The organism is Streptomyces sp. NPDC096012, from assembly GCF_040426375.1.
In the GTDB taxonomy this organism is placed as follows: domain Bacteria; phylum Actinomycetota; class Actinomycetes; order Streptomycetales; family Streptomycetaceae; genus Streptomyces.
In genome coordinates this window covers 222497-242433 of sequence record NZ_JBEOTD010000003.1, presented here as the reverse complement: position 1 = coordinate 242433, position 19937 = coordinate 222497, and the positions used below count along the sequence as shown (strand labels likewise).

The window sequence follows — 19937 nt, the reverse complement described above, 5'->3', positions numbered from 1 at the left end:
ACTGTTTCCGACCGCTACCAGTCCCGATCCGCAGCCGATGGCGCAGGCGCCGAAATCACCGGCCAGGCATGGGGCCGCAGCGGGGTCGGGAGCCGTTATGTCGGCGGAATTGATTGGCAGAGAGAAAACGGATTTGTATCGACTTCGCGAGGCTAGCAGGCGGCACTCGCCAGGGTGAACGAGTCCCGGGCACCACTCGACGGAGCCCGGGAGGACTGTCTCGCCGGCGAGACGGGGCAAGCGGCGTCAGCTGTCCGAACGGTGGAATTCCAGGCCGTCGAACTCCCCGCTGCCCCGCCATTCCTGAAGGTGTTGGAAGAAGCCCAGGCCATCGGGGAACTCGTGTGCGTCCCAAAGGGAATGCGGCCCGAGATCCGTTCCCTCGTTGTTGGAGTAGCCGGGGGTGCAATCCGCGCCCAGGAACGTGCGCCAGTCCGGATTGATTCCCACGTTGCTCATCCAGGAGTCCTCCGCCTGCTGGGTGAGTTCGACGACGGCGACGCCCGTGGTGACCGCGTGCGCGATGACGGCGGCGACGGTCTTGGCCGCCTCGGACAGGTTGTGCGAGAGGTTGGAGAACCGCGTCCCGCCCGTGATCGACTGAACGTGGAACGCGTTCGGGAACCCGTGCACATGGAGTCCGTGCATCGTGCGCATGCCGTTGGTCCAGTGCTCCGACAGTCGCCTGCCGTCCCTGCCGACGGGGTCGAATCCGGCGCGCCGGGTGGGCGCGGTGCCGACCTCGAACCCCGACGCGTAGACGATGCAGTCCACCTCGTACTCGGTGCCGTCCACCACCACACCTCGCGGCGTGATCCGCTCGACCCCCTTGCCGTCCGTGTCGACGAGACGGACCGTCGGCTCGTTGAAGGCGCCCAGATACTCGTCGTGGAAGGTCAGGCGCTTGCACGCGAGGTAGTACCGGGGCTTGAGGAGTTCCGCGGTCCGTCGGTCCTTGACCGACTCCTCCACCCGGGCGTGGATCCGGCCCATCTTCGCCATGTCCGCGAAGAACCAGGGCTGGAGGAGTTCCGCGGCCCGTGGGTCCTTGGCCGTCTCCTCCAGGTCCGCCTGGTCCAGGTCCGACTTCGAGACCTCTCCGGCGTCGCGCCACATCTTGGCCATGGCGGTCCAGCTGTCGTTGACCAGATCCTCGGCCGGCGGCTCGGCCGACGTCATGGTGGCCGCGTAGTTGTCCAGCCAGCGCTGCTGCCATCCAGGGTTGGCGATCTGCGCGAACCACTCCGGGTCGATCGGACGGTTGTTGCGGACCTCTATGACGGAGGGCGTGCGCTGGAACACGAACAGTTCCTGGCATGCGGTGGCCAGGTGAGGGATGCACTGCACCGCGCTGGCGCCGGTGCCGATGATCGCCACCCGCTTGTCCCGCAGGTTGCCCAGCGGTCCGCCGACCGGGTCGCCGGTGTAGGCGTAGTCCCATCGGCTCGTGTGGAAGGCGGGGCCGGCGAAGGTCTCGATACCCGGGATACCGGGGAGCTTCGGCACGGACAGGTGGCCGAGCCCCATGATCACGAACTGGGCGGTGAACTCGTCACCGCGGTCGGTCCGCACCGTCCACAGCTGAGCGGACTCGTCCCAGTCCAAGCCGGTGGCCCGGGTGTGGAAGAGCGCGTTCTCGTACAACTCGTAGTGCTTGCCGATGCGCTGGCAGTGCTCCAGGATCTCCGGGCCGTGCACGTACCACTCGGTGGGCACGTAGCCGGTCTCCTCCAGCAACGGCAGGTAGACCATGGACGCGACGTCGCACTGGACGCCCGGGTACCTGTTCCAGTACCAGGTTCCGCCGAAGTCGCCGCCGGTGTCGACGATCCTGACATCGCAGACCCCCGACTCCTTGAGGCGGGCGCCCGCCATCAGGCCGGCGAACCCCCCGCCGATGACCGCGACCGTGACGTGGTCGCGGTACGGCTCGCGCTCGATGCGATCGGTGAAGGGGTCCGCGTTCATGTGCGCGAATTCGCCGCTGAGGTTCAGGTACTGGCCGATGCCGTCCGGCCGCAGTCGTTTGGCCCGCTCGGCGGCGTTTTTCGCGATGTGCTCCGACACCTTGTGCCTGGACATGAAAGTCTCTCCTCCGATTACATTTCTCCGGCCGCCTGGCCAGCACCTGGAATGTGTCGTGGTCGGTACTTGACGAGGCCCGTGGGTCTGTCCCGCCGGCCAGACAGACCCACGGCCGTTTCACGATCGGTTTGAGGTGGGTGCCGGGTCGAGCGTCGGCGTGCTGGGCTCCGGCAGGACGAGGGTTCTCACGCCAAATCGTCCGAATCGGAGCTCCGTTGCTGGTCGAGTCCGTCATCCTCTATGCAGGGTTGTCCGCGATCGGGGACTCGCTGTCGACGTGGAATTCGTCAACCGAAATTCGACAGCCCGCGGCTTTCACGTTCTCAAAAGGCGCTGGGCAGTGGAGCGAAGCATCCGAGTACGAACGTGTCGCCACCGTCACGAGTCCGCTCTCCTGCCCAGCACGGGCCGGGGCGCGCTGACCTCGGCACTGAGCTGAGCGGCGAGCTCCCCGAGCGACTGCACTTCGAAGAACGCCCGCAGCCGCAGCTCACAGCCCATGACGGCGCGCACTCGACCGATGACGGTCATGGCGAGCAGCGAATCTCCGCCGAGAACGAAGAAGTCGTCGTCAACGTCCGTCTGCGGAACGCCGATCACCTCGGCCACGATCTGGCACAGCTGCCGTTCACGGGGGTCGTCGGACACCGAGACGCTTCGGACGGTGTCCGGCACGGTGCTCGACGGCGCGTCGCCCGACAGTGTCTTGCGGTCCGGCTTCCCGTCGGGCGTGGTCGGAAGAGCGGTGAGAACCTGCACCCGGTCGGGCAACAGTGCGGAGGGGAGCCTGTCGCGCAGGAACTCCCGGACGGTGGCGGGCGTCAGCGCGTCCTGGCCTTCGTCGCCGGGCACGACGTACGCCACCAGTTCGGCCGTGCGGGTGCCGGGTTGGGTCGCCACGACCGCGGCGTGGGCGATCGCGGGATGCCCGAGCAGCACGCCCTCCACTTCGGCCGGCTCCATGCGCAGGCCGCGGAGCTTGACCTGGTCGTCGCGGCGCCCCCACAGTTCCAACTGCCCGTCGGGGAGCAGCCGGCCCCTGTCACCGGTGCGGTACATACGCTGTCCGGGGACATCACTGAAGGGGTCCGCCACGAATCGCTCGCTGGTGTGCGCCGGCTGTCCCGCATATCCCTGGGCCACGCCGAGTCCACCGATGCAGATCTCCCCGACGAACATGGGCGGCAGCAACTGCAACCGGTCGTCGACGACGTAGATCCGGGACGTGCCGGCCGCGCGCCCGGCCACCGGCTTCGGGTGTTCGCGGATCTCCGCCCTGGCCGACTCGACGGTGCACTCGTTGAGGCCGTACACGTGGAACGCGAGCAGCCCGGGTTGGTGGTGCAGGCGCTGCCACAACCGGTCGGACGGCCTCTCGCCACCGATCACTACGATCTTCGGCGGGTGCGGGAGGGTCAGGAGGCCGTTGTCGATCAGGATTTCCAGTCGGCCGCTCGCACAGTCGAGTACATCGATCGCCGTTTCGGGATCCGAGCCACGGGCGATGAGCCGACGGGGGTCTGTTCGCTCCTCTTCGTCGATCAGCAGCAGCCGGTGCCCGAAGGCGATCATGCCGAGACAGTGGTTGACGAACACGCCGGAGGTCAGGGCACTGAGCGCACCGACGTTCACCTGCTGGCCTTCGGGCAACCGTGCGTACACCGGCGCCAGTTGGCTGGTGGCGAGGGCGAGAAGGCTCGCCTGATCGATGACCACACCCCTCGGCTGTCCCGTGGAACCCGGTGTGAGGACCACGTAGGCCGGAGCGGCGGCAGGGCGACGTGCGAAGCCGCCGTCGGCCGCATCGTCTCCGGAGGTCTTCTCCGCGTCCGCCAGGAAGGCGGCCGCCGGGACGGTCTCCACCTCGGCGAACGCCTCGTCCGCGATGACGAGGGCGATGCCCGCCTCCTGGAGGAGCAGGCGGCGGCGGAACGCGGGGTGGTGCGGATCCAGCAGCAGGAAGGCGCCGCCCGCGCACCAGGTGGCGAGCATCGCGACGATCAGATCGCTGCGCCGGTCCAGGCAGATCCCCACCACGGTGCCGGTCCGCACGCCTCGTTCCACAAGGCCCGCGGCCATCGTCCTTGCCCGGCCGGCCAGTTCGGCGAAGGTGAGCCGCGCGCCGTCCGCGACGACTGCCTCCCGCTCGGGCACGGTGGCCGCGGTCAGTTCGAAGAGGTCCCACACGGACGTGGGCTCCGAAGGAGTACGGTCGACCTCGGGTTCACCGCTCGCGCCGAGCGCCAGCGTCTCCGTCAGTGCGGCCTGGTCGAGCAGCGGGATGCTGCCGAGTGCGACATCGGGTTGCCGGCCGAGTGCGCCCAGCAGGTCGCCGTAGGCCTCGGCGAACCGCTGCATGGCCGCCTCGGAGAACCGCTGACGGCTGAATTCGACGTTGAGTGAGACTTCGCCCGCCAGCTGCTGTATGTCCAGCCTCAGGTCGAACTGAAGCCCCGACAATTCCGCAGGTTCCGGCAGGAGCGTCACCTGGAGACCTTCGAGTGCCCATACGTCGCTCAGGTCGAGCATGCCATAGGTGATGGCAGCCTGGAACAGGGGGTTGCGGTCGGCGTCGCGCTCGGGAGCCAGTGCGCCCACCACCACCTCGAACGGAACGTCCTGGTAGTCCAGTGCGTCGTGAACCGTTTCGCTCACGAGGTCGAGAAGCTGATCGAAGGTCAGTTCCGAATCCACCTGGCAGCGCAGTGCCACCGTATTGGAGAAGAATCCGATCGATCCGAAGAGTTCTGAGCTCGGTCGGCCGTGCGTCTGCGTGCCGACCGATATGTCGCTCGTCCCCGCCCAACGCTGCAGCAGAACGAGGTATACGGACAGCAGGCCGGCGAACGGGGTCACCGAGCGAGCCCGGCAGAACTCCTCGAATTCCGCCACCACTTTCTGCGGGACGGCGATCGGCAACCTCGATCCGATCATTCTGCCCGGGCTCTGCTCTCCGTCCTCGGGCAGCGGCGTCGGCTGGATACCCGCCAGCTGGCCGCGCCAGTAGTCCAGGGCGTCCTCATCCACCGTGGAGGCGTTCTCCGTCAGGCAGAAGTCGGCGTACTGTGCGGCCGGCACCGCGAAGGCGGGCGCGTGCGGGTCCGCGTAGGCGAGCCGAAGCTCTTCGGCGAACACCTTCCCGGAGATCTCGTCCGTGATGATGTGGTGGAACGCGAAGACCACCAGGTGGAGGCTCGGCGATATCCGTATCACCGACGTTCGCCAGAGCGGGCCCGACGAAATGTCGAACGGGAGGTCGACGACCCTCCTGGCCTCGGCGTCTGCCCACGCCCGGCGCTCGTCCTGCGAGTCGCCCTCGGCCTCCACGAAGTCGATCAGGGCCGACTGCGGGGCGTCGCCGTCCTCGTCGTGCACCAGTTGGAAGACTTCGCCGCCGCGCTCCAGGAACGTGGTCCGAAATGCCTCGTGCCTCCCGCGCAGCACCTGGAGCGCGCGCTCCAGCCTTTCTATCGAGAGATCTCCGGCGACGGTGAGAACCGGCCGCCAGACGTCAGACGTGTTGTTGGGTCGCATCACCGAGGAGAAGTACATCCTGCGCTGCGCTGATGAGGCGGGAACCATGCGCGAATGACGCTTGCCCGCGAGACTGTCACCCTCAAGATCAGGCATATCCAGCCCATGTGTGTGACGTATTCGGGGCACGGAAGCCCTCCCCTATCGATCGGCCGTTCCTTCGGCAACGCCTTATTTTCACGCTCGACGCAATCGTTCGAGCGTGTGCCGGACGGTCTCGCTCGCGCCGCCTGAAAAAGGCCCGTCGCCGCGAGAAGGACGTGGACACAAACATGACGCTTCTCCGGGGTCGTATCCAGCCCTGGCGGGGGTGGTTCGGTCCGCCCAGGTGTCTCGCCGGCGAGACACCGCCGGGACGCAGACGCACTCTCGCACCGATCGGCCGGGAACATGGCGAATTGTCCGATGGGTGGCGCGGGGCGGCGTAAAAATGGGTGGCGCAAATAGGGGAGCCTGTGCCAGAGAGATTTTGCGTAAGGAAAACCCTTTATCGGTGAACGGCTCCTCGACCCGTTGGGCTCTCCTGCTCGTGTCGATCCCGAGCGAGAAGCGATATGCGAGTGCGGCGGCAGTCGACCCGCCCCGTGCTCTGGCGGGCGGCCCGCGTATCGCGCAGAATTACGCCCTGGATGACGCCCAACTGTTACGGTTGGCCAATACACGCGAAGCATCAACCAACGGGGGATCGTTGCGCACTGCTACCCTAACAAAGAGGACGAACGAGACAACTGCGCGGAACGTTGCAACGGCAAGCACTGCGGGGCAGTTGCTGAGTATGGGCGTGCAGTTCCACAAGTCCGGCTTGTCGTTCACATCCAGGCAGAGCCTCAATATGTGGGAGCAAGTCGGGACCGGGCTGCTCTCTTTCGCGGACTCTTCCACCTGGTGGGTCGCCGACTGGCTGGTTTATGGTGAATCCGAGTTCCAGGACCGTTACCACGAAGCCGTCAAGCGGACGTCGCTCAGCTACCAGACGCTTCGTAACTACACGTGGGTGGCGCGCAAGTTCCCGCTGACCCGCAGGCGGCAGAGTCTGAGCTTCAGTCATCACCTCGAAGTGGTGGCGCTCGATCAGCCGGAACAGGACTACTGGCTGAGGAAAGCGGAAGCGATGGGCTGGAGCAGGAACAAGCTTCGCGGGGAGGTTCGTAGCAGCCTCCGCGCGCGGCAGGGCGACGTGGGCGAGTCCGAGAGCCGCGCTGAGCTGGACAAAGACTGTCCCACCGCGGCCAGTTCGGCTTCGCGGCGGGTCGAACCCGCCGCGACCGGATCCGGCTCGGGTCCGGACCGGCGCGACGCCGGCCCCTCGCCCGAAGCGGGCCTGCTGCACATCGAGCTCCCGGCCGAAATCCTGGCACAGCTCCGGACCGCCGCCAGGAAGGAAGGCGCGCCGGTCGAGACCTGGGCGATGGAGATACTGCGGCGGGCTGCCGGCGGGTCCTGAGGCGAGGGGCCGTTCGACGTCGGGAGACCTCCTGGGTGCGTTCCCGTGCGGTGGCCGCCGGTGCCGTCCTGAAAGCGCCACGGCGAACGTTGTCACTGGCCGTTGGCCAGGCCCAGGTAAACACCTTCAGAGTCCTCGAACGGATTCGCCGCAAATCTCCTGAAGAACGAACCTGGTGCCCGGTGCAGAGTGCGCTTGTCCCACCGGCGGGACAAGGTTTTCACCGGCAACGCAAACCAGGACCGCTCATGTCTGGACGCGTTCAATCGGTGTCCATGACGATGAAGTGCTGTTGGGCGAACGGCATTCCAAGTATGAGGATGATAAATGACCCTGTCATTGTTGTGCGTACCCTTCGCCGGGAGCGGCGCCGGCTTCTACAGGGCCTGGCCGAACGGCGGTGAGCTGGGTCTTCGGATCGTCCCGCTGCAGATGCCGGGCCGGGAGGAGCGTTTCCTGGAGGACCCGTACAAGGACGCCGCGGAGGCGGCCAAGGACCTTGCCGGCGCCGCGCTCCGCATGGTCGGCGGGGCGGAACGAGTGGTGCTCTTCGGGCACAGTCTCGGCGCCGTGCTCGCCTATGAGACGGCTCGTGAACTCCAGGCGCAGGGCTTCACCGCGCTGGAGCATCTCTTCGTGAGCGGGTCCCCCGGTCCCCGGAGCGGTCGCACCGGGCGGACCGCGGAACTCGACGACGACACCTTCGTGGAGCGGGTCGCGGAGCTCGCCGGGTACCGGCATGCGGCACTCGACGACCCCGAGCTGCGGGAGCTGCTGCTTCCGTTGCTGCGGGCGGACGTAGCCCTGCACGAGGACTACCGCCCCCTTTCGGACGAGCCGTTGACGCTGCCTGTCACCGCCCTGCGCGGGACGGACGACACCCTGGTGAGCCGGGCGCAGTGCGCGACCTGGGAGACGGCGACGACCGGGCCGTTCGAGCTGAGGGAACTCGCGGGCGGACACATGTACCTGACCGACCGGGCGCAGGAACTGCTCGCCGTCATCGACGCCGCGGCGCGAGGCGCCCGCACATGACGCGCGACGGGAAAAGTGCCGCCGGTGCGGCCCTGGAGGGCCGGACCGCGGTGATCACCGGCGCGGGCCGTGGCCTGGGACGCGCCTGTGCGCTGCGGTTCGCGGAAGCGGGAGCCGACCTCGTTCTGCTCGACGTGGGCGAGGACATCGAGGGCGTCCCCTACCCCCTGTCGACGAGCGGTCAGCTCACGCACACCGCCAAGCTCTGCGAGGAGCGCGGCGCGGCGGTGCTGGCGGAGTCCGCCGACGTACGCGGCAGTGTCACGCCGGCCGTCGAGAAGGCGCTCGACCGCTTCGGCCGTATCGATGTCCTCGTCAACAACGCGGGGATCGCCGCCCCTTCGGGAAAGGCCGTCCACGAGATCACCGAGGACGAGTGGCGTCTGATGATCGACGTCGACCTCTCCGGCGCGTGGCGCATGATCAAAGCCGTGGCGCCGACGATGATCGCTCAGCGGCGGGGCAGCGTCATCAACGTCTCGTCCACCGCCGGTCTGGTCGGCTACCGGCACTTCGCGGGGTATGTCGCCGCCAAGCACGGGCTGATAGGGCTGACCAAGGCCGCGGCTCTCGACTACGGGCCGCACCGGATCCGGGTCAACGCCCTCTGCCCGGGCTCCGTCGCGGACGACCCGGTGTTCGACGGCCGGATGCTGTCCGAGATCGCTCGCTCCCTGGACGTGGCCGTGGAAGACCACGAGAAGGTCTTCGTCCAGGCGCAGCCGATGAACTCGCTCATCGCTCCCTCCGACATCGCCGGCGCCGCCCTCTGGCTGGCCGGTGACGACTCCCCTCGAGTGACCGGCAGCGTACTGACGGTCGACGGGGGCTTCACCGCGCGCTGACCCGCGTCAGCCGCCGTGTTCCCCGCACCCTTCTCGGCGCACCGACAGGAGTTCTCCGATGGCGACAGCCCACTGGTCCGTGCCGTTCCAGTGCCACGAGCAGGCCGCCATGTGCCACAGCCTGACCGTCAGGTGCCCGCGGCCACCCAGCGGTGATGAGCTTCGGCGACGGTTGGAACAGGTCGGCGAACTCGCCGAAGGCGTGCTGTGGGAACGGCGCACCCGGGAGCGCTCGACGGCACCGGCGGCGCGGCGGTACGCCGAACAGGAAGCCCGCCGGCCGCTGCGCGCCACCTCCGGTCCGCGGCTGCGCGTCACGCTCGTGCGGCACACGGACGACGTCTGCGATCTTGTCCTGGTGGCCGGCCGTGAGGCCCTGTCCCGGGCGGCACTGGACGACTTGGCCGGGTTCCTCACCGGCGGTTCCCCGCCGCGGGCAGGTCGGCACGGCACCGCGCGTGCACCGCGTGGAGCGGGGGCCGCCCCCCTCGCGCGGCCGGAGTGGGGTCTCGGTGACCTCGCGCGCCGCGGTTTCGTCGGCGCGGCCCGATTCTCCACGGCCGTCCGCGAAAACCCGGTGGACCGGCAGCTGTTGACCGCCGCGACCGCCATCGTCCTGGCGCGGTACGACGCCGAGGAGACACCGCGGATCGCCCTGCTCGACCCCGACGCGGCAGGACCGGACGCGCTGTCCACACACGTCCTCGAGTCCGACGAGACCATGTCCGTCGCCGGTTTCCTCGCCGGTGTGCCCGGGACACCGGAGCCGGCCGGCGAGCTGGCGACGGAGTCCGGGGGTGGCCACGCGACGTTCGTGGGCGTGGTCTTCGGCGAGTGGGACGACGAGCGGCAGTACCACCCCTGCCTCGCACCCGTCCTCCCTCTCACGCTCCAGGCCGAGCAGCGCCCGGACCGGTCCTGGAGCGGCACCTGCTGGTACGACGAGGGTGTGGTCGATCCGCGGATCGCCGGCGCCTTCGCCGAGCAAGTTGCCCATGTCGCACAGTGGCTGGCGGACCTGGACGGCTCCGGGGAGGAACTGCCGCTGTCGGCCGTCCCTCTGATGCCGGCCGAACGCGCCGCTGACATCGTGCGGCGGGGAGCGACTCCCGCGGTCGCCGCGACCCCCACGGCCGCATCGACCGTTCACGGGCGCTTCGAGGACCTGGTACGCCGCCGTCCGGACGCGGTCGGCGTCACGGACGGCACCCGCACGCTGACCTACCGCCAGCTCGACGAGCAGGCCGAACTCATGGCCGAGGGGCTGCGCTCCGCGGGGGCGGTGCCGGGGAGCATGGTCGGCGTGTGCCTGGAGCGCGACGCGACCCTCGTCGTCACCCTGCTCGCGATCCTGAAGTCCGGCTGCGCCTACGTACCCATGGACGTCAACTACCCGTCCGCGCGCCTGCGTTACACGGTGGGCAGCGCCGAGGTGCGCGTCGTTGTCGCCGCAGCCGACGTGTTCCCGGTCGTCGAGGGCGTTCGGTCCATGCCCCCCGAGGAGCTGCTCCGGCTCGGCGAGCGGAGCGCCTCCCGCGGCCGGACCACACCCTGCGAGGGGAACGACCCCGCCTACGTCATCTACACGTCCGGATCGACGGGGCGGCCCAAGGGGGTCGTCGTCCCGCACCGCAACGTGCTGGCCCTGGTCGACGGCACGGCCGGGGACTTCGGGCTCGGCGCGGACGACGTCTGGACGATGTTCCACTCATGCGCGTTCGACTTCTCCGTCTGGGAGATCTGGGGCTGCCTGCTGACCGGCGGGCAACTCGTGGTGGTGCCCTTCTGGATCACGCGGGACACGGGGGAGTTCCACGCGCTGCTCGCCGAACGACGCGTCACCGTGCTCAACCAGACGCCCTCCGCCTTCCTGCCTCTCGTCGCACAGGACAGGGAGTCGCCCGCCGAGCTCGCGGTGCGCCTGGTGATCTTCGGCGGTGAGCCGCTGGACGCCCGTGAGCTGCTGCCCTGGTTCGCCCGCCACCCGCAGGCGGAGTGCCGTCTGGTGAACATGTTCGGGATCACGGAGACCACCGTGCACGTGACGGCGCAGACCGTGACGCCTCAGGCGGCTCTGCGGGGGAGCCGGTCGGTGGGCCCGGCGCTCCCCGGCTGGTCGGTGTCCGTGCGTGGACCGCGGGGAGAGGTTCTGCCGGTGGGAGCGGCGGGCGAGATCTGGGTCGGCGGGGCTGGAGTCGCCCGTCACTACCAGGGGCAGCCGGAGCTGACGGCGCGACGTTTCGTCATCGACCCGGTGACCGGTGAGCGGATCTACCGCAGCGGCGACAAGGGCCGCATGAGGCCCGACGGGTCCCTGGAACACCTGGGCAGGATCGACAGCCAGGTGAAGATCCGCGGGTACCGGATCGAGCCGGACGAGATCCGCAACGTCCTGCTCGGAGCACCGTCGGTCTCCGGGGCGACCGTCGTCGTCCACCACGACGAGAGTGGCGGTCGAGCAGCCGACCGGCTGGACGCCTACGTGGTGCTCAAGGGGGACACGACAGTGGCCGTGGTCGCGGAGCACGCCAGGCGGCTGCTGCCCGACTACATGGTCCCGGCCACGGTCACAGAAGTCGAGGCCATCCCTCTGACGATCAACGGGAAGGTCGATGTCGCACGGCTCCCCGCACCGACCGCCGCTCGGCCGGCCGTCGCGGAGTCCCCGGATCCCGTCGAGACCGGGTCCGCCGACCGGCTGGAGCGTGACATGCTGGACATCTGGAGCCGGCACCTGGGTACGCAGGTGGGCCCTGAGGACAACTTCTTCGCGCTGGGCGGCAACTCGCTGCTGGTCGTCCGCGTACTGGCCGAGGTCAAGGAGCTCGGTGTACCGAAGATCGCCGTGCGGGAGTTCTACCAGAACTCCTTCGCACGGCAGTTCATCCAGCTGGCCAGGGGGCGGATCACTCTCGCTGCCGACGCCCCGGCCGGCACTGGTGGCGCGCGGAGCTGACCTCGTCGCAGGGACGGGACCGGTGCTCACCGTGACGACCTGCTGTGTGCAGCCTGTCCTGCCTGGTCCGCCCCGCGTACCGGGCGCGACGGATCGGCTCGGCCGGCACGCCGACTCCGCAACCGCTGCCGGGACACGCCTCTGTCGGTTCAGCACCAAGAACGAACCGGGGCGACTGCGGCTGTCCGGACTGATGATCGACAGCATCCGGACCTTCGTACGCACCGGGACCCCGCAGCACTCCGGTCTGGGCACTCGATGGCAGCAGTGGCCGCACAGCGTCCTCTTCGACGCCGGGGACCGGAGTGCAACGGTCCAGCCCGGATCACCGGGCAGGTAGGCCCCGCGGCGCCCGGTCGTCCGCTCTTTCCGGATCCGAAGAGAGGCGGAGTGCCCGCTGACGCGGGACCCGCCTCGCTGTCGACCCGCCTGAAGGTGCCGGCCGGGTGCTGACGTACGGTTAGGTTCTGTGACGAACCGAACCCGAGGCACCTGGATCCCTCTCGTCGGCGGTCTTGCCGTCTGCGCGCTCGGCGTGGCCTTCGCCGTCGTCCCCTCCGCCCAGGGCCCGCGTCCCGCCCCCTACGCCCGCGATCAGGCCTGTGCCCGTATGGCCGGGAAACTGCCCGACAAGATCGGCGAACTCGACCTGCACCGGCCGGTCGTCGACGGTATCGCGGTGTGGGGGGACGGCAGCGTCGTCGCCCGGTGCGGCATTCCCATGCCGGAGAAGACGACGGAGCCGTGTGCCACCGTCAACGGCGTCGACTGGGTGTGGCGCGACCAGCAGAAACAGGCCGGCCGCAACCTGCTGGTCACCTACGGCCGCAGCCCGGCCCTGGAACTCTCCCTGGACCGTGCGGCGCCCTCCGACACCGCTTTGATCACCCTCACCCATGCCGCTTCCGTGCTTCCCATGCACCGCAAGTGCATCGACGCCGAGGGTCGGTGACCGTCCCGTCCCCGGTGCGGAGCATCGTGCGCCGGCTCCCGACCGGTCGGCGACGTCCGTCACGACCGTCGGGCGGCGCGGGCACCACCGCGCCGCAGAAGACGGAGCCCCGACCCGTAGGCGGGCCGGGGCAACCGCGGGGCGGTGCGGCCTGTCAGCCCGCCTGCACCCCGCCGAACGCCTTCTTCCCCTTCACGCCGTAGGAGAAGACGATGTAGTACCCGCCCTTGCCGTACTTCTTCGGAGAGGCCATCCACGACACACCCCGGTCGTCGCCCTTACGGGTCTGCACCAGGACATCGTTCTTGTGCTTCGCGCCGTCCTTCCCCCCGACGATCCGGTAGACCTTCGCCGTGAACTGGTGCCGGCCGTTGCCGTACACGCCGAAGTGCAGGAAGTACTTGCCGGCCTTCATGTTGTGCGTGCCGGTCACCTGCGTCTTGCCCGTCGTCTTCCACTCGCCCTGCCACGAGCCGCCGTACGAGGCAGCAGCCGACTGACCGGCCGCTCCCAGCCCCATCAGCGCTGCCACCGCCAGCGCACCCGCAGCCTTACCCGCACGCGCCTTCGACTTCAGCATCACAGACCAGCCCCCTGACGATCACGGCCGAGCGCCCATATGCGCCCGGCCCGGACCAGGCGAACATACGCACGGAACGGGCTGCGCATAATGTCCGATCGGGAGCTGTCCCAAGGGGCACTGCCCACAAGGGAGGGGTGCACCCTATCCGGCGGCAGAGTCCGACCCGCCCGGCTTCTCGGCCAGGAGCCGCTTCACCAGATGCCGCACCTGGTCCTCCGACACCTCGCCGCTCACCGACGCCGCGACCCGCCCCCGCCGGTCGAGGAACACCGTGTACGGATACCCCGTCTGCGACACCGTCCCCCGCGGAATCCTCAGCGCCTGACGGCCCCCCTCGTCCAGCAGCGTCGGATACGACAGCTTGTACTGCTCGATGAAGGCCCGCGCCGCCCGCGAACTGCTGTCGGCTCCCAGTCCCACGACCTGCACCCCGCGGTCGCCCCAGTCCTTCTGCACGCGCTCCAGGCTCGGCGCCTCCGCCCGGCACGGACCGCACCAGGACGCCCACGCGTTCAGCACCACCACCTTGCCCCGGGCCTCGGCAAGAGACGCCCGGCCACCCAGCGGGTTCGGGCCCGCCAGCTCCGGCATCTTCTGCCGCTCGCCGGCGGAGAACACCAGAGCCCCGTCCTGCAACTTCCCCGCGGGCTTCCCCGACCCCGTCCCGCACCCCGCCAGCAGACCGGCCGCCAGCACGGCGCACACCACACCCCGTCGCAATCGCTTCATGGAAACCGAGTATCCACGTGCCCCAACTGCCCTTTTTACCCACCCCCCTTCAGGGGCTCCCTGCTCAGCGGCGCGATCCGTTCCCACATCGCGGCACTGAGCACCGGCCGAACGGACGGCTCCGCGCCGCGCCACCTGACGAACCTCACCGGCTACCAGGGCAGGTACAGGTGGGGCCGGTCCGGCGGCAGGGTCGCCGTCGAAGCCGGCAGGTCGGCCGCCCCTGCTGCCGCGGCGTCCGCGGTCGGCCCGCTGGTCCCTCGGCTCGGGGATCGTGGGCGGTGCCCCGCCCCGGTCGCCGTCCCTCACTCCTCGAAGGGCGCGGCGAGCAGGAGATCCTCCACGGTGGGCACCCGGAAGTCCGGGAGGTGACGGCGGCCGACCTCGGCGAACGGGTGCATGAGTACCGACATCGGCTTGGTGCGGCACAGCGAGAGCATGTTGTCGAGGGCGTCTTGTTTGAATCCCGCCCTCGGGAATGCGGCGAGGATGTCGGCGAGAGCGTCGGACGGGATCTGCTGGAGACCGTTACCGGTGAAATCGAGTCCGGAACCGACGGCGACGATTCCGATCTCCGGCCTTTTCCGCGTCGCGATGCCCATGCTGGTGTGCAGGGCGATCGCGTCCCAGACGACGGCCACTCGTTCGGCCGGCATGTGCCGTTCCCGGAGGAACGTCCTGGCGGCGTCGGCACCGTCGACCTCGAAGCGCTCGTCCGGGGTCTGGTAAGCCTTCACCAACCCGAGGTCGTGCAGGACCGTCGCCACGAAGGCGAGTTCACGGTCGTAGCGGATGCCGCGTCGGTCGAACAGCAGCGAGCCGTACAGGTACGACCGCATGACATGGTTGAAGAGGGCCTCGGAGGAGGCCTTTCTCGCGAACGCGGCCGCGGACCGCGCCAGTTCACTGCCGGGGATGCGCACTCCGGCCACGACCGCCGGCAGGGTGGTGCCAGGCGCACCCGAGGAATCCTCGGGCCGCGCTCCTGTGACCGCGGCGGCGGACGGGCCCGACCATGCGGCGGCGAGTGCGGAGGCGGCGCCGATGGCGGCGACGCCGGCACCACGCTCCAGTGCCGTGCGCCGGGTGACGTTCATCGTCTCATTTACCCTTTCGGACACGAGGGCCCGCCTTTCCGTCGGGGAGTGGATGCCAGGAGCGTACGAATGGCGCCGGCTTTTCCGGCAGTAGTGAAAGTGCCGAGAACCCACGGGTTCTCGCCACAGGCTGGAGAGATCAGGCGCCGCGGAATGCCGGCCGGCCCGTGGTCGGCGCGCCGGGCGGCGGGCGGCATGGCTGCCCGACGCCGGAAGAAGGCGGTGAGGGTGCCCCGCCGTCGGCCACCTGCTCCCTGGAGGCCCCCGGCGCCGTCGCCGCCGCGCTCGGAGACCCGGGCAGCCCATGGGCCCGGCGAGCGCCTCCTCTCTCCCCCTCCCGGGCGCTGCCCGCACGGTGCCCGGGAAGTGCCGCGCATGGCGATCGGAAACCGGGCAATGCGCCAGGGGTGACACGCGTTGGAATCATCGTCCTGACTCTGCTGATCGCCGCAGGGGCGCTGGCTGCTGCGATCGGGTGCTCGCCCTGGTGGTGGTTCGTGGCCCTGCCGCTCGGGCTCGTGGGCGTGCTGGGTGTCCGGGACCTGGTGCAGCGGCGGCACTCGGTGCTGCGCAACTATCCCGTGCTCGGCCACGCCCGCTTCCTCCTGGAGCGCATACGCCCCGAGCTGCAGCAGTACTTCATCGAGCGGAACTACGACGGGCGGCCCTTCGACCGGGACGTGCGCAACATCGTCTACGAGCGGGCCAAGGGCACCGACGCGGAGGAGCCGTACGGCACCGAACGGGACGTGTACCAGCCCGGTCACGAGTTCCTGGTCCCGTCGATGGCGCCCTGCCCGGTGCCGCAGGACCCGCCGCGGGTGCGGATCGGTGGCCCGGACTGCGGCCGGCCGTACGACATGGCGCTGCTGAACGTCTCGGCGATGAGTTTCGGCTCGCTGTCGGCCAACGCGGTCCTCGCGCTCAACGGGGGCGCCGCGGCCGGCGGTTTCGCCCAGGACACCGGTGAAGGCGGGCTCTCCGACTATCACCTGCGTCCCGGCGGCGACCTCGTGTGGGAGATAGGCACCGGGTACTTCGGCTGCCGTACCGCGAAAGGTGACTTCGACGCGGGCGAGTTCGCCGACAAGGCCGCGCACGATCACGTCAAGTGCGTGTCTCTGAAACTGTCGCAGGGCGCGAAGCCCGGCATCGGCGGTGTTCTGCCGGGAGCCAAGGTGAACGCCGAGATAGCCCGGGTCCGGGACGTGCCCGAGGGGCGTACGGTCGTCTCCCCGCCGTACCACCGCGTGTTCTCGACCCCGCGGGAACTCGTCCGGTTCATCGCCCGCATGCGGGAGTTGTCCGGCGGCAAGCCCGCCGGGTTCAAGCTGTGCGTGGGCTCGCGCCGGCAGTTCCTGGCCGTGTGCAAGGCCATGCTGGAGGAGGGCACGGCGCCGGACTTCATCGTGGTGGACGGCGCCGAGGGCGGGACCGGTGCGGCGCCGCTGGAGTTCGCCGACCACGTGGGCACCCCGCTCACCGAGGGCCTGCTCACCGTGCACAACGCCCTCGTGGGCACGGGCCTGCGCGACCGGATCAGGATCGGCGCCAGCGGCAAGATCGCCACCGGCACCGACCTGGTCAAACGCATGGTGCAGGGCGCCGACTACGGCAACGCCGCGCGGGCGATGATGTTCGCCGTCGGCTGCATCCAGGCCCAGCGGTGCCATACGAACACCTGCCCCACCGGTGTCACCACCCAGGACCCCCGCCGGGCCCGCGCCCTCGACGTCCCGGACAAGACGGCGCGCGTCCAGCGCTTCCAGGAAGCGACCGTGGCCAGCGCGTTGCAGATCATGGCGTCCATGGGTGTCACCGATCCCGCGCAGCTGCGGCCGCACATGCTCCGCCAGCGCGTGGACCCCTTCACCGAGCGCTCCTACGAGGAGCTGTACGAGTGGCTCGAGCCGGGCGAGTTGCTCGCCGCGCCACCGGCCTCTTGGGCGGCCGACTGGAAGGCCGCCGACCCTGACCGTTTCACCGTGTGACCTGGAGGACTCACGTGGCCCGTACTGTTGCCCGCGTCATGGTGGACGCGCTGAGCGAGCTCGGCGTACGCCAGGTGTTCGGCGTCGTCGGAGACGCACTCAACCCCCTGACGGACGCCATCCGCACGACCGAGGGCCTGGAGTGGGTGGGCTGCCGGCACGAAGAGGCGGCGGCGTTCGCCGCGAGCGCCCAGTCACAGCTCACCGGCACGCTCGGCGTGTGCATGGGCACGGTCGGACCCGGTTCCGTCCACCTCCTCAACGGGCTGTACGACGCGGCCAAGAGCCATGCCCCGGTCCTGGCGATCGCGGGTCAGGTACCGCTCGCCGAACTCGGCAGCGACTACTTCCAGGAGGTCGACAACGACGCCCTCTTCAGCGACGTGGCCGTCTTCCGCGCGACCATCACCTCTCCGGACCAGCTTCCGCAGATGCTGGAGACGGCGGTGCGGCACGCACTGGGCCGCAAGGGCGTCGCCGTCCTCACCGTGCCGGGCGATCTGGGCGAGCGGGAACTGACCGCCGACCGTCCGGCCCGCTTCTCCCTGAACGCTCCGGTGAGCCGGCCGGACGGGTCGGCCGTCCGCCGCGCCGCGGAACTCCTCGACCGCTCAGAACGGGTCACCCTGCTCGTCGGGGAGGGCGCCCGGGCCGCGCGCGAGGACGTCCTGACCCTCGCCGACCGCCTGGCCGCGCCGATGGTGCTCACACTGAAGGCCAAGGCGGGCTTCGAGGGCGACCACAACCCCTTCCAGGTCGGCCAGACGGGGCTGATCGGCAACCCCGCGGCCGCGTCGGCCCTCCAGGACGCGGACACCCTCCTGCTGCTCGGCACGGACTTCCCCTACCGGGACTGGTATCCCGAGGGCCGGACCGTGATCCAGGTGGACACCGAGGCCACCCACATCGGACGCCGGGTACCCGTCGAGATCGGGCTCGTGGGGGACACCGGCGCCACCGTACGCGACCTTCTGGAGCACCTCGCCGCCGCGCCCGCCGGGTCCGGAGGCGCACGTGACCGCTCGCACCTGGAGAAGGCGCGTGAACGCTTCGAGGGGTGGCGCACGGGTCAGGCCCGGCTCGCCGACCCGTCGCACGACAAGGGCGTCGTGGGCCGCATCCGCTCCGCGCTGGACAACCGCGACCACGACATCCGCCCCGAAGCCCTGGCCGCGGCCGTCGACCGGATCGCCGCCGACGACGCCGTCTTCACCTCCGACACCGGCATGGCCACGGTGTGGCTGTCCCGCTTCGTCGAGATGCGTGGCGAGCGGCGCCTCATCGGCTCCTACAACCTCGGCTCGATGGCCAACGCCATGCCCCAGGCCCTGGGCGCCCAGAGCCTGGACCGCGAGCGGCAGGTCGTGGCCTTCTGCGGTGACGGCGGGCTGAGCATGCTCCTCGGCGACCTCATGACCCTGAAGACGTACCGCCTTCCCGTCAAGCTCGTCGTCTTCGACAACCGCCGGCTGGGCATGGTCAAGCTGGAACAGGAGCAGGCCGGACTGCCCGAGTTCGGCACCGTGCTCGACAACCCCGACTTCGCCGCCGTGGCCGAGTCCATGGGCATCACCGGGATCCGCGTGACGGACCCGGCCGACCTGGAGAGCGCGGTACGACGGGCCTTCGGCACCCCGGGCCCGGTCCTGCTCGACGTCCTCACCAACCCCGAGGAGATCGCGGTGCCGGCCAAGCCCACCGTCGAGCAGGGCTGGGGGTTCGCGGTGGCCAAGGTGAAGGAGATCGTACGCAGCCACGGGGAACCGGGCGGGGACTGACCGGCCGGAGGCTACGGGCGGCCCGCCGCCGGTTCCGGAAGGGCCGCCCGTTGCCTCGGCGTGGGTTTCGCCAGCTCCGCGTTGAACTGGGCGCCCACCAGAAGAGCCAGGTTGGACAGCCACAGCCAGACCAGGAAGACCACGACCCCCGCCAGTGAACCGTACAGCCGGTGGTAGGCGCTGACATGAGCGGTGTAGACCGCGAACCCGACCGAGACGGCCAGCAGGAGCACCACCGCCAGTGCGCCGCCGGGCGCCATCTTCCCGGCCGGGCGGGAGGGCGCGGGGCCCGAACGGTACAGGACGAGCACCAGGGCGACGGCGACCGCGGCCACGGCCGGCCACCGCAGGGTGTCCCAGGCGGCCTGCGGCACGGTACCCAGATCCAGCACCCGGCCCAGACGCCGGGCCAGGCCGCCGGTGAGGAACAGCGCGAGGGTGGACGTGAGGAGCAGGGAGATCAGCACGAGGGCCGTGGCGACGATGCGCGGAGCGGTGCGCCAGACAGGGCGGTGCGCGCTCGTGCGGTGCATGGAGTGCAGCGCCCGGCGGAAGACGCTCAGATAGCTGCATCCCGACCACAGGGCTCCCGACCCGCCCACGAAGATCAGGGTCCAGGCCGTCGACGACTGTCCGGCCATCTGCTGCAGGGTGCTGCGCAGCAGCGAGCGGGACGTGGTCGGGGCGGCCTGCGCCATGCGGTCGATGACCTCCGGCTTGGCCGTGGGCACGGTCAGGCCCAGGATCGAGAGGATCATCAGCAGCAGGGGGAACAGGGCCAGCACCGCGTAATAGGTCAGCGCGGCGGCCCAGTCCGTGACGTCGTCGTTCCAGACGGCCACCGGCGTCCGGCGCAGCGCCGCCCACCACCGGGCCCAGTGGCCGTCCGCATTCTTCATGACGCGGAT

At 69.7% G+C, this 19937-nt stretch carries 13 protein-coding genes and 1 pseudogene; 8 read left to right on the top strand and 6 right to left on the bottom strand.

Annotated features, from left to right (window positions below; translation table 11 throughout):
• Positions 1-246: 246 nt before the first annotated feature.
• Entirely contained in the window at positions 247-2082 is a 1836-nt protein-coding gene (locus ABVB68_RS05210) for a flavin-containing monooxygenase (RefSeq protein WP_353599662.1), read from the bottom strand.
• Between the two features lie 268 nt (positions 2083-2350).
• Here ABVB68_RS05210 and ABVB68_RS05205 point away from each other — a divergent pair.
• A pseudogene (locus ABVB68_RS05205) lies at positions 2351-2440 on the top strand (IS5/IS1182 family transposase); the annotation flags it as partial.
• 23 nt (positions 2441-2463) lie between these two features.
• Here ABVB68_RS05205 and ABVB68_RS05200 read toward each other — a convergent pair.
• A complete protein-coding gene (locus ABVB68_RS05200; protein ID WP_353599661.1) occupies positions 2464-5715 on the bottom strand; it encodes a non-ribosomal peptide synthetase in 3252 nt (1083 codons plus the stop codon).
• A 679-nt stretch (positions 5716-6394) separates the two neighbouring features.
• Here ABVB68_RS05200 and ABVB68_RS05195 point away from each other — a divergent pair.
• The 5 genes from ABVB68_RS05195 to ABVB68_RS05175 all read left to right on the top strand — a co-directional run bounded on the left by ABVB68_RS05195 (position 6395) and on the right by ABVB68_RS05175 (position 12851).
• Positions 6395-7063, top strand: a complete 669-nt coding sequence (locus ABVB68_RS05195; protein WP_353599660.1) for an LmbU family transcriptional regulator — start codon at positions 6395-6397, stop codon at positions 7061-7063.
• 327 nt (positions 7064-7390) lie between these two features.
• Entirely contained in the window at positions 7391-8098 is a 708-nt protein-coding gene (locus ABVB68_RS05190) for a thioesterase II family protein (protein WP_353599659.1), read from the top strand.
• Positions 8095-8943: a mycofactocin-coupled SDR family oxidoreductase gene (locus ABVB68_RS05185; protein ID WP_353599658.1), complete on the top strand. Its 849-nt coding sequence runs from the start codon at positions 8095-8097 to the stop codon at positions 8941-8943. The genes ABVB68_RS05190 and ABVB68_RS05185 overlap by 4 nt, the downstream gene beginning before the upstream one ends.
• A 58-nt stretch (positions 8944-9001) precedes the next feature.
• Entirely contained in the window at positions 9002-11899 is a 2898-nt protein-coding gene (locus tag ABVB68_RS05180) for an amino acid adenylation domain-containing protein (RefSeq protein WP_353599657.1), read from the top strand.
• A gap of 469 nt (positions 11900-12368) precedes the next feature.
• A complete protein-coding gene (locus tag ABVB68_RS05175) occupies positions 12369-12851 on the top strand; it encodes a DUF3515 family protein (protein WP_353599656.1) in 483 nt (160 codons plus the stop codon).
• A gap of 154 nt (positions 12852-13005) precedes the next feature.
• On the opposite strand, the gene ABVB68_RS05170 is transcribed toward ABVB68_RS05175, so the two are convergent.
• The 3 genes from ABVB68_RS05170 to ABVB68_RS05160 form a co-directional block, all read right to left on the bottom strand.
• On the bottom strand, positions 13006-13431 hold the full coding sequence (locus ABVB68_RS05170) for a hypothetical protein (RefSeq protein WP_353599655.1): 426 nt from the start codon (positions 13429-13431) through the stop codon (positions 13006-13008).
• A 144-nt stretch (positions 13432-13575) separates the two neighbouring features.
• Entirely contained in the window at positions 13576-14163 is a 588-nt protein-coding gene (locus tag ABVB68_RS05165) for a TlpA family protein disulfide reductase (protein WP_353599765.1), read from the bottom strand.
• 305 nt (positions 14164-14468) lie between these two features.
• Positions 14469-15284: an HD domain-containing protein gene (locus tag ABVB68_RS05160; protein WP_353599654.1), complete on the bottom strand. Its 816-nt coding sequence runs from the start codon at positions 15282-15284 to the stop codon at positions 14469-14471.
• A 383-nt stretch (positions 15285-15667) separates the two neighbouring features.
• On the opposite strand from ABVB68_RS05160, the gene ABVB68_RS05155 reads away from it, so the two are divergent.
• Both ABVB68_RS05155 and ABVB68_RS05150 read left to right on the top strand, forming a co-directional pair.
• Positions 15668-17251 (top strand): FMN-binding glutamate synthase family protein, encoded by a 1584-nt coding sequence (locus tag ABVB68_RS05155; RefSeq protein ID WP_353599653.1) that lies wholly within the window; start codon positions 15668-15670, stop codon positions 17249-17251.
• A gap of 14 nt (positions 17252-17265) precedes the next feature.
• Positions 17266-19029, top strand: a complete 1764-nt coding sequence (locus ABVB68_RS05150; protein WP_353599652.1) for a thiamine pyrophosphate-dependent enzyme — start codon at positions 17266-17268, stop codon at positions 19027-19029.
• Between the two features lie 11 nt (positions 19030-19040).
• Here the strand turns inward: ABVB68_RS05150 and ABVB68_RS05145 are convergent, their stop codons facing one another.
• Positions 19041-19928 (bottom strand): YihY/virulence factor BrkB family protein, encoded by an 888-nt coding sequence (locus tag ABVB68_RS05145; RefSeq protein WP_353599651.1) that lies wholly within the window; start codon positions 19926-19928, stop codon positions 19041-19043.
• Positions 19929-19937 lie beyond the last annotated feature (9 nt).

Excerpts from the sequence above, each read along its gene's own strand:
- ABVB68_RS05210 (WP_353599662.1), bottom strand. The coding sequence starts at position 2,082 with ATGTCCAGGCACAAGGTGTCGGAGCACATCGCGAAAAACGCCGCCGAG.
- ABVB68_RS05200 (WP_353599661.1), bottom strand. The coding sequence starts at position 5,715 with ATGCCTGATCTTGAGGGTGACAGTCTCGCGGGCAAGCGTCATTCGCGC.
- ABVB68_RS05195 (WP_353599660.1), top strand. The coding sequence starts at position 6,395 with ATGGGCGTGCAGTTCCACAAGTCCGGCTTGTCGTTCACATCCAGGCAG.
- ABVB68_RS05190 (WP_353599659.1), top strand. The coding sequence starts at position 7,391 with ATGACCCTGTCATTGTTGTGCGTACCCTTCGCCGGGAGCGGCGCCGGC.
- ABVB68_RS05185 (WP_353599658.1), top strand. The coding sequence starts at position 8,095 with ATGACGCGCGACGGGAAAAGTGCCGCCGGTGCGGCCCTGGAGGGCCGG.
- ABVB68_RS05180 (WP_353599657.1), top strand. The coding sequence starts at position 9,002 with ATGGCGACAGCCCACTGGTCCGTGCCGTTCCAGTGCCACGAGCAGGCC.
- ABVB68_RS05170 (WP_353599655.1), bottom strand. The coding sequence starts at position 13,431 with ATGCTGAAGTCGAAGGCGCGTGCGGGTAAGGCTGCGGGTGCGCTGGCG.
- ABVB68_RS05165 (WP_353599765.1), bottom strand. The coding sequence starts at position 14,163 with ATGAAGCGATTGCGACGGGGTGTGGTGTGCGCCGTGCTGGCGGCCGGT.
- ABVB68_RS05145 (WP_353599651.1), bottom strand. The coding sequence starts at position 19,928 with ATGAAGAATGCGGACGGCCACTGGGCCCGGTGGTGGGCGGCGCTGCGC.